At 35.1% G+C, this 14,826-nt stretch carries 16 protein-coding genes; 14 read left to right on the top strand and 2 right to left on the bottom strand.

What is annotated here, in order from left to right; translation table 11 throughout:
- The first annotated feature begins 370 nt into the window (after positions 1 to 370).
- Complete coding sequence (locus SHYC_RS08630) at positions 371 to 640, top strand: hypothetical protein (RefSeq protein WP_039646327.1); 270 nt, start codon at positions 371 to 373, stop codon at positions 638 to 640.
- A 50-nt stretch (positions 641 to 690) separates the two neighbouring features.
- Here the strand turns inward: SHYC_RS08630 and def are convergent, their stop codons facing one another.
- Positions 691 to 1,242, bottom strand: a complete 552-nt coding sequence (gene def / locus SHYC_RS08625; protein WP_039646325.1) for a peptide deformylase — start codon at positions 1,240 to 1,242, stop codon at positions 691 to 693.
- 123 nt (positions 1,243 to 1,365) lie between these two features.
- On the opposite strand from def, the gene SHYC_RS08620 reads away from it, so the two are divergent.
- From SHYC_RS08620 to SHYC_RS08560, 13 genes are all read left to right on the top strand, one after another.
- Positions 1,366 to 1,995 carry a YkyA family protein gene (locus tag SHYC_RS08620; protein WP_039646322.1) on the top strand — a complete coding sequence of 210 codons (630 nt, stop codon included), beginning with the start codon at positions 1,366 to 1,368 and terminating at the stop codon, positions 1,993 to 1,995.
- A 161-nt stretch (positions 1,996 to 2,156) separates the two neighbouring features.
- Positions 2,157 to 3,266: a pyruvate dehydrogenase (acetyl-transferring) E1 component subunit alpha gene (gene pdhA, locus SHYC_RS08615; RefSeq protein WP_039646320.1), complete on the top strand. Its 1,110-nt coding sequence runs from the start codon at positions 2,157 to 2,159 to the stop codon at positions 3,264 to 3,266.
- Between the two features lie 3 nt (positions 3,267 to 3,269).
- A complete protein-coding gene (locus SHYC_RS08610; RefSeq protein ID WP_039646318.1) occupies positions 3,270 to 4,247 on the top strand; it encodes an alpha-ketoacid dehydrogenase subunit beta in 978 nt (325 codons plus the stop codon).
- A gap of 208 nt (positions 4,248 to 4,455) precedes the next feature.
- Positions 4,456 to 5,751 (top strand): dihydrolipoamide acetyltransferase family protein, encoded by a 1,296-nt coding sequence (locus SHYC_RS08605; protein WP_039646316.1) that lies wholly within the window; start codon positions 4,456 to 4,458, stop codon positions 5,749 to 5,751.
- Between the two features lie 3 nt (positions 5,752 to 5,754).
- Positions 5,755 to 7,161: a dihydrolipoyl dehydrogenase gene (lpdA, locus tag SHYC_RS08600; RefSeq protein ID WP_037566053.1), complete on the top strand. Its 1,407-nt coding sequence runs from the start codon at positions 5,755 to 5,757 to the stop codon at positions 7,159 to 7,161.
- Positions 7,162 to 7,240: 79 nt separating this feature from the next.
- Positions 7,241 to 7,513, top strand: a complete 273-nt coding sequence (locus SHYC_RS08595; protein ID WP_039646313.1) for a UPF0223 family protein — start codon at positions 7,241 to 7,243, stop codon at positions 7,511 to 7,513.
- A 101-nt stretch (positions 7,514 to 7,614) separates the two neighbouring features.
- A complete protein-coding gene (locus tag SHYC_RS08590) occupies positions 7,615 to 8,154 on the top strand; it encodes a helix-turn-helix domain-containing protein (RefSeq protein WP_039646311.1) in 540 nt (179 codons plus the stop codon).
- A gap of 11 nt (positions 8,155 to 8,165) precedes the next feature.
- Entirely contained in the window at positions 8,166 to 9,266 is a 1,101-nt protein-coding gene (locus SHYC_RS08585) for an ABC transporter ATP-binding protein (protein WP_039646309.1), read from the top strand.
- The gene (locus SHYC_RS08580; protein WP_039646306.1) at positions 9,253 to 10,059 is read left to right on the top strand and encodes an ABC transporter permease; all 807 of its coding nucleotides are present in this window, start codon (positions 9,253 to 9,255) and stop codon (positions 10,057 to 10,059) included. The genes SHYC_RS08585 and SHYC_RS08580 overlap by 14 nt, the downstream gene beginning before the upstream one ends.
- On the top strand, positions 10,056 to 10,868 hold the full coding sequence (locus tag SHYC_RS08575) for an ABC transporter permease (RefSeq protein ID WP_039646304.1): 813 nt from the start codon (positions 10,056 to 10,058) through the stop codon (positions 10,866 to 10,868). The genes SHYC_RS08580 and SHYC_RS08575 overlap by 4 nt, the downstream gene beginning before the upstream one ends.
- Entirely contained in the window at positions 10,865 to 11,935 is a 1,071-nt protein-coding gene (locus tag SHYC_RS08570; RefSeq protein WP_039646302.1) for an ABC transporter substrate-binding protein, read from the top strand. The genes SHYC_RS08575 and SHYC_RS08570 overlap by 4 nt, the downstream gene beginning before the upstream one ends.
- Before the next feature lie 63 nt (positions 11,936 to 11,998).
- Positions 11,999 to 13,069 carry a lipoteichoic acid stability factor AuxB gene (gene auxB / locus SHYC_RS08565; RefSeq protein ID WP_039646300.1) on the top strand — a complete coding sequence of 357 codons (1,071 nt, stop codon included), beginning with the start codon at positions 11,999 to 12,001 and terminating at the stop codon, positions 13,067 to 13,069.
- Positions 13,070 to 13,237: 168 nt separating this feature from the next.
- Complete coding sequence (locus SHYC_RS08560; RefSeq protein ID WP_052257840.1) at positions 13,238 to 14,059, top strand: DUF4064 domain-containing protein; 822 nt, start codon at positions 13,238 to 13,240, stop codon at positions 14,057 to 14,059.
- Between the two features lie 47 nt (positions 14,060 to 14,106).
- On the opposite strand, the gene SHYC_RS08555 is transcribed toward SHYC_RS08560, so the two are convergent.
- Positions 14,107 to 14,718, bottom strand: coding sequence for a YktB family protein (locus SHYC_RS08555; protein WP_039646298.1), 612 nt, complete (start codon positions 14,716 to 14,718; stop codon positions 14,107 to 14,109).
- Positions 14,719 to 14,826: the final 108 nt, after the last annotated feature.

Raw genomic sequence — 14,826 nt, 5'->3', positions numbered from 1 at the left:
TTAAAGATAGACTCCATTCAATCCATACATTCATAGACTTAGTTACTTGCATATGTATTATTTAATTACGACCATTGAGTATTTTATAATCATATATGAGGATATGATTCATAATGACTCTATAAAGGCGACTGTGACATACAATTGAATGGCGCATTTAAAATGCGAAAACAATTTGCATGAGAACATGTTTCAAATATCTTAACGCACATGCAAATATTTTAAATGTATAATGTCAACGTTCAATGACCTAGTTAGTATTTATTTTACATGATGTAATCAGATAAATAAAGCAGTTTGTGATAAACTAAATAGAGAGAGGGCATCTTTACACTAAATGGTTGTATTTTAATTGGAATAGGTGAGCGCAATGAAAAGTGAAACCCGCATTATTGATGAATTAAAGAAAGAGATTCAACGTGAGGATAAAGTTTTAAAAAGTATTAGCTTTGAAGTACGAGCAAGTGAAGTCACAATGTTTTTTGAATATAATGAACCGAGCTCTACTGATAAGGATCCGCATTATATGAAACATGGTCACGATCCTGAGTTTCTAAATATCGAAACGTTCGAAAACATTAAGGCCCAATTGCCATCATTAAATGTAAACTATACAGAACGACGCGATGAATTTATGTAAACTTAAAACACCTAAGAAGGTACAACACGTACAACTTCTTAGGTGTTTTATTATACTTCTACCGCGTTTTGATGAGGTTGAAGTGGATTTTGATCATCAATGTGATCGTAAAACATCACGCCATTTAAATGGTCGAGTTCATGTTGAAAAACGATTGCAGGATAGCCCTTTAAACGTAAACTGAATTCATTGCCATCCATATCGAATGCTTTAATTTTAATTCTATAATGACGATGAACGAGTCCTGGAACATCTTCATCAACACTAAGACAACCTTCGCCAGTAGGTAAATAACCTTCTTGAACACTATGGCTGACAATTTTAGGATTAATTATCATCATGTCATAAGTTTTACCATTACCATCGTCAGGCAAATATATTGCAAATGCACGTTTCGGTACATTGATTTGAGGTGCAGCTAAGCCGACACCGCTTCGTAATTGATATTTTTCTGAGATTTCTGGATCTTGGCTATTGCGTAAAAATGTTTGCATAGCTATAAAGGTTTCTTTGTCTTCAGCAGATAAAGGAAAAGTAACCTCTTCTGCTCTTTGACGAAGTGTTGGATGTCCATCGCGAATAATATCTTTCATTGTTAGCATATTTGACACCTTCCTTAAACAATAATATATCAGATAAGTGTATCAGAGTCATAATAATAATGTTTGATTTATCCATTTGTTTTCATTACCATTACCAATGAATAGAAGGAGGACTTTTGAATCATGAAGATAAAAAAAACAATGAGTTTAGTATTAGCAACGACAGTTTTATTGGCTGCTTGTAATAATGACAAAGAGCATATTAAAAATATAAATGATGGGCTCGATAAAATGCAAAAGGCTGAACAACCACTTGAACACATTAATCAAAATAGAAACAAGTTGGAGCAAGAAAAAGAAAAAATCACAAAAGCTTTTAATGGTAAAGACCCGACTACGATTCAAAGTGATCTTGACAAAGTATTAAAAAATACAAATGAGAGAAACAACACAATTAAGCAAGAAGAAGATGCAGTGAAAAATTCTAAAAAAGAATTTGAAAAACTGAAAAATGACGTGAATAAAATAGAAGATAAAGATAAGAAAAAACAATATGACGAATTTGTAAAAGCGCTTGATACTAAATATAAAAAACATGAAGCGTTTACAAAAGGGTATCAAGATTTAGTGAATAAAGAAAAAGATTTATTTACGTATTTTAAAGGTCAATCAGGCACACAAGCAGAAGTCGATAAAAAATCTAAATCAATAGTGGAAGCACAAAAACAATTAAAAAATAAAGTTGATCAATATGCTAAATCGCTACGAAATGTACAAAAAGAAAAACGTGATATTGACGAGATTTCTAACTGATAGAAGTATAACAGTTTCATAATTTTTATATAACAGTTGCGCTCGCTGTAATGCTATCAACTGTTACAGAACTTGTGTAAAACTGTTTAACAGCTCTTATGAAATGTGTTAAACTATGTAAAGATGAAATATATATAAACGGGAAAGGTATGGTGAATTGAATGGCTAAGTTAAAAGCCCAATTCGATGCTGAACAAGTATTGAAAGATACTGAATCAAAATTTGAAATGGTTCAAATCTTAGATGCAGATGGAAATGTGACTAACGAAGATTTGTTACCTGATTTATCAGATGAGCAATTAGTTGAATTAATGAGAAGAATGGTATGGACGCGTATCCTTGACCAACGTTCTATTTCTTTAAATAGACAAGGTCGTTTAGGTTTCTATGCACCAACTGCTGGTCAAGAAGCATCTCAACTTGCTTCTCAATATGCATTAGAAAAAGAAGACTTTATTCTTCCAGGTTACCGTGATGTACCACAATTAATTTGGCATGGTTTACCGTTAACAAAAGCATTTTTATTCTCTCGTGGACACTTTGTTGGGAACCAATTCCCTGAAGGCGTGAATGCATTAAGCCCACAAATCATCATTGGTGCACAATACATTCAAACTGCAGGTGTGGCATTAGGTCTTAAAAAACGTGGTAAAGATGCAGTTGCGATTACGTATACTGGTGACGGTGGTTCTTCACAAGGTGATTTCTATGAAGGTATCAACTTTGCATCAGCATATAAAGTACCTGCAATTTTCGTTATCCAAAATAATAACTATGCGATTTCTACACCACGTGAAAAACAAACAGCAGCACAAACTTTAGCACAAAAAGCTGTTGCTGCAGGTATTCCTGGAATTCAAGTAGATGGTATGGACGCGTTAGCGGTATACCAAGCTACTAAAGAAGCACGTGATCGCGCAGTTAGAGGCGAAGGTCCTACTTTAATCGAAACAATGACATATCGTTATGGTCCACATACTATGGCGGGTGACGATCCTACAAAATATAGAACTTCTGATGAAGACTCTGAATGGGAGAAAAAAGACCCACTCGTACGTTTCAGAAAGTTCTTAGAAAATAAAGGTTTATGGTCAGAAGACAAAGAAAACGAAGTCATCGAGCAAGCTAAAGACGAAATCAAAGCAGCAATCAAAGAAGCAGATGGAATCGAAAAACAATCTGTAACTTCATTAATGGAAATCATGTATGAAGACATGCCATATAACCTTAAAGAACAATATGAAATTTACAAAGAGAAGGAGTCGAAGTAAGCCATGGCACAAATGACAATGGTTCAAGCGATTAACAACGCGCTAGCAACTGAACTTAAAAATGACGAAAACACTTTGATTTTTGGTGAGGACGTAGGTGTTAATGGTGGTGTATTCCGTGTTACGGAAGGATTACAAAAAGAATTCGGTGAAGACCGTGTATTCGACACACCTTTAGCAGAATCTGGTATTGGTGGATTAGCATTAGGTTTAACAACACAAGGTTATCGTCCAATTATGGAAGTACAATTCTTAGGTTTCGTATTCGAAGTATTTGACTCAATTGCAGGTCAAATTGCGCGTCACCGTTTCCGTTCTGGTAACTCAAAAACAGCACCAGTTACAATTCGCACACCATTCGGTGGGGGTGTACACACACCAGAATTACACGCTGATAACTTAGAAGGTCTATTAGCGCAATCACCTGGTCTTAAAGTTGTTATTCCTTCTGGTCCATACGATGCTAAAGGTTTATTAATTGAAAGTATCCGTAGTAACGATCCGGTTGTGTATTTAGAGCATATGAAATTATACCGTTCATTCCGTGAAGAAGTGCCTGAAGAAGAGTACACAATTGAAATTGGTAAAGCAAACGTAAAAAGAGAAGGTTCAGACTTAACAATCATCACATACGGTGCAATGGTTCAAGAATCATTAAAAGCTGCTGAAGAACTTGAAAAAGAAGGCCATTCAGTAGAAGTTATCGACTTACGTACTGTTCAACCACTTGATATCGATACAATTGTAAAATCAACTGAAAAAACAGGACGTGTTGTTGTTGTTCAAGAAGCACAAAAACAAGCGGGTGTAGGTGCAAATGTCGTATCTGAATTATCAGAACGTGCTGTACTTTCATTAGAAGCACCAATTGGTCGTGTTTCAGCTCCGGATACAATCTATCCATTTACGCAAGCTGAAAACGTTTGGTTGCCAAACAAAAACGACATTATCGAAAAAGCAAAAGAAACACTTGAATTTTAATTAACATTAACAACGAAGCATAAGGGTAATATAGGAATGGTTAGAGGCGAAAAGTTATAATGATGTAACTTCAACACAGATGATAATGACAGATTGAATGTAAAGCATATCAGTGCTCAACATGATTTTTCTCACATCTTCCGTCTTTAACATTCCTTTATTCCGTTATAACTTATCAATCTAAAACGATTAATTAGGAGGAAACAACGTGGCATTTGAATTTAAATTACCAGATATTGGTGAAGGTATCCACGAAGGTGAAATTGTAAAGTGGTTTGTAAAAGCTGGAGATCAAATCGAAGAAGACGATGTACTATGTGAAGTTCAAAACGATAAATCTGTCGTTGAAATCCCTTCACCTGTTTCAGGGAAAGTTGAAGAAGTTCTTGTCGAAGAGGGAACTGTAGCAGTCGTAGGTGATACAATTGTTAAAATTGATGCACCAGATGCAGAAGAAATGCAATTCAAAGGCGGTCACGATGACGATAGCTCAAGTGACAACAAAGAAGAAGTTAAAGAGGAAGCTAAAGAAGAAGCGCCGCAACAACCAGCTGCTAATGAAGAAGTTGACGAAAACAGACATGTTAAAGCAATGCCTTCAGTGCGCAAGTATGCACGTGACAACAATGTAAACATTAAAGCTGTTAATGGTACAGGTAAAAATGGTAGAATTACAAAAGAAGATGTTGATGCTTACTTAAATGGTGGTGGCCAAGCTACAACACCTCAAACGGAAGCTTCAGCACCAGCTGAATCTCCTCAAGAAGCAACTGCAGCACCTACAGCAGCACCAGCAGGTGACTTCCCAGAAACAACTGAAAAAATTCCTGCAATGCGTAAGGCAATTGCTAAAGCGATGGTTAACTCTAAGCATACAGCGCCTCACGTAACATTAATGGATGAAATTGATGTTCAACAATTATGGGATCACCGTAAGAAATTTAAAGAAATCGCAGCTGAACAAGGTACGAAATTAACATTCTTACCATATGTTGTTAAAGCGTTAGTGTCAGCACTTAAAAAATACCCTGCACTTAACACATCATTCAACGAAGAAGCTGGTGAAGTTGTACACAAACATTACTGGAACATTGGTATCGCTGCAGATACAGACAGAGGTTTATTAGTACCTGTTGTAAAACATGCAGATCGTAAATCAATCTTCCAAATTTCTGATGAAATTAATGAACTTGCGGTTAAAGCTCGTGATGGTAAATTAACTTCAGACGAAATGAAAGGTGCAACATGTACAATCAGCAATATCGGTTCTGCAGGTGGTCAATGGTTTACACCAGTTATTAACCATCCTGAAGTTGCAATTTTAGGTATTGGTCGTATTGCTCAAAAACCTATCGTAAAAGATGGTGAAATTGTAGCAGCGCCTGTATTAGCATTATCATTAAGCTTTGACCATAGACAAATTGATGGTGCGACTGGTCAAAACGCAATGAACCACATCAAGCGTTTACTTAACAATCCAGAATTATTATTAATGGAGGGGTAAAATATGGTAGTCGGAGATTTTCCAATTGAAACAGATACTATTGTTATCGGTGCAGGTCCAGGTGGATATGTAGCAGCAATTCGCGCAGCACAACTTGGTCAAAAAGTTACAATCGTTGAAAAAGGTAATTTAGGCGGCGTTTGTTTAAACGTTGGTTGTATTCCTTCAAAAGCATTATTAAACGTATCACACCGTTTTGAACAAGCACAACATGGTGCTGACCTTGGTGTGACTGCTGAAAACGTTTCTTTAGATTTCGATAAAGTACAATCTTTTAAAGGTTCTGTCGTTAATAAATTAACGAGCGGTGTTGAAGCTTTATTAAAAGGTAACAAAGTAGAAATCGTTAAAGGTGAAGCTTATTTCGTAGACAAAAATAGCTTACGTGTAATGGACGATAAAAGTGCGCAAACGTACAACTTCAAAAATGCAATTATTGCTACTGGTTCTCGTCCAATTGAAATCCCTAATTTCAAATTTGGTGGTCGCATCTTAGATTCTACAGGTGCATTAAACCTTAAAGAAGTACCTAAAAAATTAGTTGTCGTTGGTGGCGGTTATATCGGTTCAGAACTTGGTACTGCGTATGCAAACTTTGGTACAGAAGTTACTATCCTTGAAGGTGCGAAAGACATCTTAGGCGGTTTCGAAAAACAAATGACACAACCTGTTAAAAAAGGTATGAAAGCTAAAGGTATGACGATTGAAACGGAAGCTTTAGCAAAATCTGCTGAAGAAACAGACAATGGTGTTAAAGTAACGTATGAAGTTAAAGGTGAAGAAAAAACAATCGAAGCGGATTACGTATTAGTGACTGTAGGTCGCCGTCCTAACACTGATGAATTAGGTTTAGAAGAAGTTGGCGTTAAATTAACAGATCGTGGTTTAATTGATGTTGATAAGCAAAGCCGCACTTCAGTAGATAGTATCTATGCAATTGGTGATATCGTTCCAGGTTTACCTCTTGCACATAAAGCAAGCTACGAAGCTAAAATTGCTGCAGAAGCAATTGCAGGCCACAACTCTGAAGTGGATTACATCGGTATGCCAGCGGTATGTTTCACTGAACCAGAACTTGCTCAAGTTGGTTACACTGAAGCACAAGCGAAAGAAGAAGGTATTGAATATAAAGCTTCTAAATTCCCTTACCAAGCAAACGGTCGTGCATTATCATTAGACGATACAACTGGTTTCGTTAAGTTAATTACACTTAAAGAAGATGACACTCTAATTGGTGCTCAAGTTGTTGGTACTAGTGCGTCTGACGTGATTGCTGAGTTAGGTTTAGCAATTGAAGCAGGTATGAACGCTGAAGATATTGCTTTAACAGTACATGCGCACCCGACATTAGGTGAAATGAGCATGGAAGCTGCTGAAAAAGCAATCGGTTTACCAATTCATACAATGTAATCATGATTATAATAAAGGGCAAGGACATCATGTATGTCCGAGCCCTTTTTCTTATATTCTATTTAAGGAGGTATATGTGATGGATTATCAATATCCTATAGATGTCGAATGGTCACAAGAAGAAATGGTACAAGTGATTTCTTTTTTTAATGCAATTGAGTCATATTATGAGTCAAATGTCGAACGAGATGTTCTTCTAACACGTTATCAAGCATTTAAAAAAGTAGTACCAGGAAAAGCAGATGAGAAAAACATATTCAATACATTTAAATCTGAAAGTGGTTATGATAGCTATCAAGTCATGAAAATAGCTAAAGAGTATCCTGAAAAAAAGAGATTATCTGACAATTAAAAAACCTATTGTAATTTAAGCTGTAGTTTGGTATTTTTATTAAGCATTAAACTTTATGTTTAGTAAAAGTAAACAAATTACAGTTTTTTTAGGAGTCAATGATGGACATAGGACAAAAACTAAAAACGTTGAGGCTACTTAAAAATTTGACGCAAGAAGAATTAGGAGAACGCACGGATTTATCAAAAGGATACATATCACAAATCGAAAGTGATAAAACATCACCTAGTATGGAAACATTCTTGAATTTATTAGAAGTATTAGGTACGACACCCGCTGAATTTTTTGAAAAGAATCAAGTAGATAAAATCCATTACCCTAAGTCTGAGCAACTCACATATGACGAGTATGATAAAGGATACTTTTTACAATGGCCAGTAAAAACATCTAATGAATTTGAGATGGAACCGTTATTACTTACGCTACAACCTCATTCGTCATATAAATTGTTTGAGCCTTCATATTCGGATACCTTTGTGTATTGTATGTGTGGGTGTGTCACGCTTAAATTGGGGAATGAAAAATATAAAGCGACTGAAGGGGACGCTTTATATTTTAAAGCTACGAAACAGCACCAACTCATTAATGAACACAATTTTGAGGGACGCGTGATGATTGTTGCAACGTCATCGTATTTATAGGAGGGAAGACTTTGACAGCTTTATTAACATTTCAAAATGTCACAAAAAAATATCAAAATAAAACGATTATAAATGATATTAATTTAGAGATTGAATCCGGTCATTTTTATACTATTTTAGGGCCGTCGGGTTGTGGTAAAACGACAATTTTAAAACTTATTGCAGGATTTGAACATGCAGACGCAGGAGAAATTGTCTACCAAGGGAAAACAATTAATGAACTCCCCCCGAATAAACGACAAGTCAATACAGTGTTTCAAGACTATGCGCTTTTTCCACATTTAAACGTTTACGAAAACGTTGCGTTTGGGTTAAAAATGAAAAAAATGAATAAAGCGAAAATTAAAGAGAAGGTGCTTGAAGCTTTAAAATTGGTGAAATTAGATCAATATGTCGAACGAGAAATTCATGAGCTTAGTGGGGGGCAAAAACAACGTATTGCAATAGCACGTGCCATAGTGAATGAACCAGAAATTTTGTTACTAGATGAATCTTTATCGGCGCTAGATTTAAAATTGCGTACAGAAATGCAATATGAATTGAGGGAATTGCAATCAAGATTAGGTATAACGTTTGTGTTTGTAACGCATGATCAAGAAGAGGCATTAGCTTTAAGTGATTACATTTTTGTAATGCGTGACGGTAATATTGAACAATTCGGTACACCCCTTGATATATATGATGAGCCTGTCAATAGATATGTCGCTGACTTTATTGGTGAATCTAATATTGTAGAAGGGCACATGGTTCAAGATTATGTTGTTAATATTTACGGTCAAAATTTTGAATGTGTGGACAAAGATATTCCGCCAGGGAAAAAGGTAGATGTTATCATCAGACCCGAAGATATTTCATTAGTGGAAGCATCTAATGGTCTATTTAAAGCGACGGTGCATTCTACTTTATTTAGAGGCGTCCATTATGAAATTACGTGTATCGATGAGCAAGGGTATCAATGGACGATTCAATCTACTAAAAATGCAGAAGTGGATGATAAAGTAGGCTTGTATTTTGACCCTGTAGCGATTCACATCATGGTACCAGGTGAAACTGAAGAAGAATTTGATAAACGAATTGAAGGTTATGGAGAAGTAGATTATGAGACATATTAGTCGTTGGTTGGCTATCCCCTATATTTTGTGGATGCTGATCTTTATCATTATACCTGTACTATTACTTTGTTATTTTTCGTTTGTCGATCGTAACGGTCACTTTTCATTAGAAAATTATCAACAATTTTTTACAATGCGATATATGTACATGTTAGGAGAATCTATCTTATATGCGGCTATCATCACATTCGTATGTTTATTGATTAGTTATCCTGCAGCTTATTTTATTCGTCAGTCGAAACATGCATCAACGTGGTTACTTGTCATGATTATTCCCACATGGATGAATTTACTACTTAAGACATATGCATTTATTGGGATTTTCAGTCAAGATGGACTTATCAATCGTTTCATGCATGCCCTTCATTTACCAAGTCAATCACTGTTATTTACTGCGCCAGCTTTTATCATTGTGTCAGCGTATATTTATATTCCTTTTATGTTGTTGCCGATCTACAATAGTATGAAAGATATTAACAATCAATTGTTTTATGCTGCTCAAGATTTAGGAGCGAATACGTTTACCACAATGCAAAAAGTGCTATTACCATTGTCAAAAGAAGGCATTAAAACAGGCATACAAGTCACTTTTATTCCTGCGTTGTCATTATTTATGATAACGCGGCTCATAGCTGGTAATAAAGTGGTCAATATTGGTACAGCAATAGAAGAGCAATTTTTAGTCATACAAAATTATGGAATGGGCTCTACCATAGCGCTATTTTTAGTCTTATTTATGGCACTTCTTCTAATTATGACGCGTACGAAAAGTAAGGGAGGGGCGTCACGATGAAATGGATTGGTAAAAGTTATTTAATTGCGTTACTTATCGTATTATATTTACCTATTTTTTATCTCATGTTTTATTCCTTTAATAGTGAAGGGAATATGGTTCATTTTGGCGGATTTACGTTAGAACATTATGCCACATTATTTAACAATAAGAGATTGCTAGAAGTTGTTTTTAATACAATTGCAGTAGCACTTATTGCCGCAGCAATTTCTACAATCATTGGCGTTTTTGGAGCGCTCATGTTATATCAAATCCGTAATCAATCGTTGAAAATCTCATTTTTAACATTAAATAATGTATTGATGGTTTCGTCAGATGTTGTGATCGGCGCTTCATTTTTAATTATGTTCACAGCGATTGGACATGTTACGGGTTTTGGTTTGGGTTTTACATCTGTCTTAGTGTCTCATATCGCATTTTGTATTCCTATTGTTGTCATCATTGTATTGCCTAAATTGTATGAAATGAATGAATCTATTTTAGATGCCGGTCGCGATTTAGGTGCGTCAGATTTTCAAGTGCTAAGTCGTATTGTTATTCCTCAACTGATGCCAGGCATTATCGGAGGGTTTTTCATGGCGTTAACGTATTCTTTAGATGATTTTACAGTGAGTTTCTTTGTTACTGGGAATGGATTTAGCTTACTTTCTGTAGAAGTGTATTCAATGGCACGACGTGGAATTAGTATGGAAATTAATGCGATATCCACAATACTATTCCTAATTATTATGCTTGGCTTAGTGATTTATCAATGGCTTAAAAAACATAATCAACGCACATTAAATCACAAAAGGGAGATGACTTTATGAAACAATTGATGCAACTTGTGATTGGTGCCCTTTTACTTGGTATTCTTTGTTTAGGTGTTGGTTATTGGATCAATCATGATATTGGTCAACAAAAACAACAAAAATTGTATGTGTATAATTGGGGCGAATATATTGATCCTGAGCTAATCAAGCAATTTGAAGCAGAAACAGGTATTAAAGTAATCTACGAAACGTTCGACTCTAATGAGGCTATGGAAGCAAAAATTCGTAACGGTGGCACGAGCTACGATGTTGCTTTTCCAAGTGACTATACGATTCAGAAAATGCGTAAAGCACATTTATTAAAGCCTTTAAATAAATCGAAAATCTCTAATATGAAACATCTAGATTCTTACTATTTAAATCAACCATTTGATCCTCATAATCAGTACTCGATTCCATATTTTTTTGGTACAGTAGGTATTATCTATGACAAAACAAAATATCCTGATATCAAATTTAATAGTTGGAAAGACTTAAAAAATCCAAGGCTTAAAAATGATGTCATATTTGTAGATGGAGCTCGAGAAATTATGGGATTATCATTAAATAGTTTAGGATACAGTTTGAATGATACAAATCCTAAACATTTAAAAGAAGCTGAAAAAGAGCTGAAATCTTATGCACCTTCTGTTAAGGGTGTAGTGGGTGATGAAGTTTCAATGATGCTAGAACAACATGAGGCTGGTGCGGCTGTGTTATGGAGTGGATCTGCTGCACCTATTTTCACGAGTGATGATCGATTTGATTATGTCGTGCCTAAAGAAGGCTCTAACTTATGGTTTGATAATATGGTAATTCCAAAAACAGCACAAAATGTGGATGGCGCACATAAATTTATAAACTTTTTGTTAGATCCAAAAGTGAGTAAACAAAACACGGAATGGGTAGAATATGGTACACCGAATAAAACGGCTAAATCTTTGTTACCTAAAGAAACACGTGAGGATACACGAATTTATCCTACAAAAGATGAACAGAAAAGACTTGAAGTGTATAAAGATTTAGGGCCGGATGTATTAAATGAGTATAATGAGCGATTTCTAAACTTTAAAATGGGATTATGATTCTAGTTATTTTATGAGAGTTTAGATATAATTAAGTAACTAAGTACTTTAAGGAGTGAAATTATGGCTTATGAGGCTTACCAACAGGTGGCAAGACCTGTGAGTCGTATTGCTGAAAAAATTCTAGGATGGCTCAGTTGGGTGTTACTTTTATTAACAACGATTGTAGCAATGTTTTTTGGATTAGTTTTATTCAGTAATGAACAGTCAATCCAAAATATTGAAAATGGCATTGCGAATAATCCTACCATGCAAACTTTTTTAGCAAACAATAATTTAACAGCGACACAGTTTGTCATCTCAATGCAAAATGGTGTGTGGGCGTTTATCGTATACTTAATAGTATGTCTTTTGATTTCATTCCTAGCATTGATTTCAATGAAGCACCGAATTGTGTCAGGCTTACTATTTTTACTGGTTGCTATTTTGTCGATTCCGTTATTTTTTATACTTGTCCCGTTATTTTTTGTTGTTGTTGCATTTATGATGTTTATTCGTAAAGATAAAATGATATCCGTTCCAGGGTATTATTATGATGGAAACCAAGTGGGTTACGAACGTTATAATGGTTATCGTGATGCATATGATGATTCAGATGAAAGAATGTATCATAGACCTTCTGATCAAACGGAGACGCGATACAAATCGAATCATAATGACATAGCCGCAAATCAATCAACTACGACTTCTGACAATCATGAATCACCAGCTACATCTGAATCTCCACAGGTGTTATCTAGAACTGCAAAATATCATCACAAATCTACACGAAATCAAGATGAATCACCCGCGCATGATGTATCAGAAGAGGATGATACAGTTGTGTATCACCCGCGCTCTGAATCTCAAAATGAAGACAATAGTCATGTATTTGATTCGCGTACACATGTGACAGGGAAAGATGCACATAATGAAGAAACGACTAATGATGAAGATGTTTTAAAACAACAACGTAAAGAAGAACGTGCTCAAATAAAAACGCAAAAGAAAGAAGAGCGAAAAGCACGCAAAGCCCAGGTGAAAGAACAGCGTAAAGCTCGACCTAGTGCTGCGACGCAACGAAGACAAAACTATGATTATCGTAAGCAAGTTCAAAAAGAACGTATAACTGAGGATCCAGACACAAAAAAATAATTTTATCATGTATTAAACAGTGAGACGACCTTAACCAGGATAGTTTCACTGTTTTTTTACGTTGTTTAAATATTATTAAATTATATTTCAAAGATTGTAAAAAATTTTTGAATTATGCGTTTATGGTAGGGATATAGGGTAATTAAGTGACTAAGGAGGTAATGCATTATGTCAGACAATTATACTTATAGAAAACATGACGATAATCATTTAAATCGAGATCGTCATCAATACGATAGTTATCAGCAACATAAGCCATTCAAACGTACGACTGAAAAAGTACTCACTTGGATTGGTATTGTTCTACATGCGTTATGGGTATTGTTTATTTTAGGAGTAGGCTCATTTCTACCAGAATTACTAAAAAATAAAAATTTTCAACAAGAATTCCAGAAACAAGGAATTGATTCTAATCAAGTTGTGCAACAAAGTCAGGATTATCTTCCTATACTACTTTATGTTATTTTGCCATTGTTATTAGCACTTATCGCTGCATTTTTATTTAAAAAGCGCATTCTTGCAGGCGTGTTATTAATTATTGCAAGTATTTTAGCGTTTTTCTCTGCGAGCTTAATTGCTGCTTTATTATGGTTTATTGCTGCAATTATGTTATTCGTACGTAAACCTAAAGCACAGCACCATGTGATGGAAAATCATAGCCACGAGCGTGATTATGCCAATTCCAATCATAATCATTCGCATCAAGATGACCGTCATGATGTGGAGCATAGTGATGATAAACGTTTTGAACATGAAGCGAATCATCAGCATGATGTAAATCGCACAAATCATGTTGACGATCATCACAGTGACGTTAATCACCAATCACATGCTGAAAATGAGCGTCATTTTAATGCAACAACACGACCTAAAAATGATCGACCAGAGGGGGATACGCATCATCATGATTCAAATCATCATGACCTCAAAGATAGAGGTTTAGATGCGAAAGAACGTTTAAATGATTTAAAAGATGATCATCCCCGTTAAATTATGAAATAACACCGCATCCTATTGTAACAGGGTGCGGTGTTTTTCTATTTATAAAATTTTAAAAGATGTTCGAAGGTATTCTCTAAATAAGCAAGAAAGGCTTTATCGGATTTTAATTCTTTTGCATTTGGTTTTAATGCACGCGCTATAAAAAACTCACCTTTTTTAACATTTTTTGCACGATAGATACCTTTTTCTACGTCATCTTGTGACATATGACTGATTTTTGATTTATCTGGTTTAGTATGATCGAGGGAGATTTGGAAGTCTTCTGGAAGGGAAAGTATTGTTTCAATTTTGTCTTCAAATACTTGTACGTCTTCAGATTTGTTTTTATCTTCATGCATGACACCATACATAACAAATAAATGATCTTCAAACAGCCCAATCTGAAAGTGAGGTTGCATTTTATAACCACGTTGATTCGTTGCGAATGCGATCCATGTATCTTTCGGTGGATTCACAGTGCGTCTTGCATGTTTGGCAATATGTGCATAAAAATTTTCGCCCGTCATTGTTTTTAAATAATCAGTGAAGTAAGTACCTAATTGATGAAATTGTGGGCGAATATGTTCATCTAGAGCGGCCATTCTTTCCTCTAAACCTTCAACTTGAAATACTTTGAAATCAGAGGGTTTAAAAGTATATTGAGTCATAATTGTTCCTCCTATATGACATTGAGTTTCATTAATACTAGAATACCGTAGTTTGTCTAACATTCATAATATAACGATTTGTTGTATAATGTTAAACAACTAGGAGTG

The sequence above is a fragment of the Staphylococcus hyicus genome (genome assembly GCF_000816085.1).
In the GTDB taxonomy this organism is placed as follows: Bacteria; Bacillota; Bacilli; order Staphylococcales; family Staphylococcaceae; genus Staphylococcus; species Staphylococcus hyicus.
This window is presented reverse-complemented; position numbering and strand designations above follow the sequence as displayed.

Excerpts from the sequence above, each read along its gene's own strand:
- pdhA (WP_039646320.1), top strand. The coding sequence starts at position 2,157 with ATGGCTAAGTTAAAAGCCCAATTCGATGCTGAACAAGTATTGAAAGAT.
- SHYC_RS08590 (WP_039646311.1), top strand. The coding sequence starts at position 7,615 with ATGGACATAGGACAAAAACTAAAAACGTTGAGGCTACTTAAAAATTTG.
- SHYC_RS08610 (WP_039646318.1), top strand. The coding sequence starts at position 3,270 with ATGGCACAAATGACAATGGTTCAAGCGATTAACAACGCGCTAGCAACT.
- SHYC_RS08570 (WP_039646302.1), top strand. The coding sequence starts at position 10,865 with ATGAAACAATTGATGCAACTTGTGATTGGTGCCCTTTTACTTGGTATT.
- def (WP_039646325.1), bottom strand. The coding sequence starts at position 1,242 with ATGCTAACAATGAAAGATATTATTCGCGATGGACATCCAACACTTCGT.
- SHYC_RS08630 (WP_039646327.1), top strand. The coding sequence starts at position 371 with ATGAAAAGTGAAACCCGCATTATTGATGAATTAAAGAAAGAGATTCAA.
- SHYC_RS08620 (WP_039646322.1), top strand. The coding sequence starts at position 1,366 with ATGAAGATAAAAAAAACAATGAGTTTAGTATTAGCAACGACAGTTTTA.
- auxB (WP_039646300.1), top strand. The coding sequence starts at position 11,999 with ATGGCTTATGAGGCTTACCAACAGGTGGCAAGACCTGTGAGTCGTATT.
- lpdA (WP_037566053.1), top strand. The coding sequence starts at position 5,755 with ATGGTAGTCGGAGATTTTCCAATTGAAACAGATACTATTGTTATCGGT.
- SHYC_RS08580 (WP_039646306.1), top strand. The coding sequence starts at position 9,253 with ATGAGACATATTAGTCGTTGGTTGGCTATCCCCTATATTTTGTGGATG.
- SHYC_RS08575 (WP_039646304.1), top strand. The coding sequence starts at position 10,056 with ATGAAATGGATTGGTAAAAGTTATTTAATTGCGTTACTTATCGTATTA.
- SHYC_RS08560 (WP_052257840.1), top strand. The coding sequence starts at position 13,238 with ATGTCAGACAATTATACTTATAGAAAACATGACGATAATCATTTAAAT.
- SHYC_RS08555 (WP_039646298.1), bottom strand. The coding sequence starts at position 14,718 with ATGACTCAATATACTTTTAAACCCTCTGATTTCAAAGTATTTCAAGTT.
- SHYC_RS08595 (WP_039646313.1), top strand. The coding sequence starts at position 7,241 with ATGGATTATCAATATCCTATAGATGTCGAATGGTCACAAGAAGAAATG.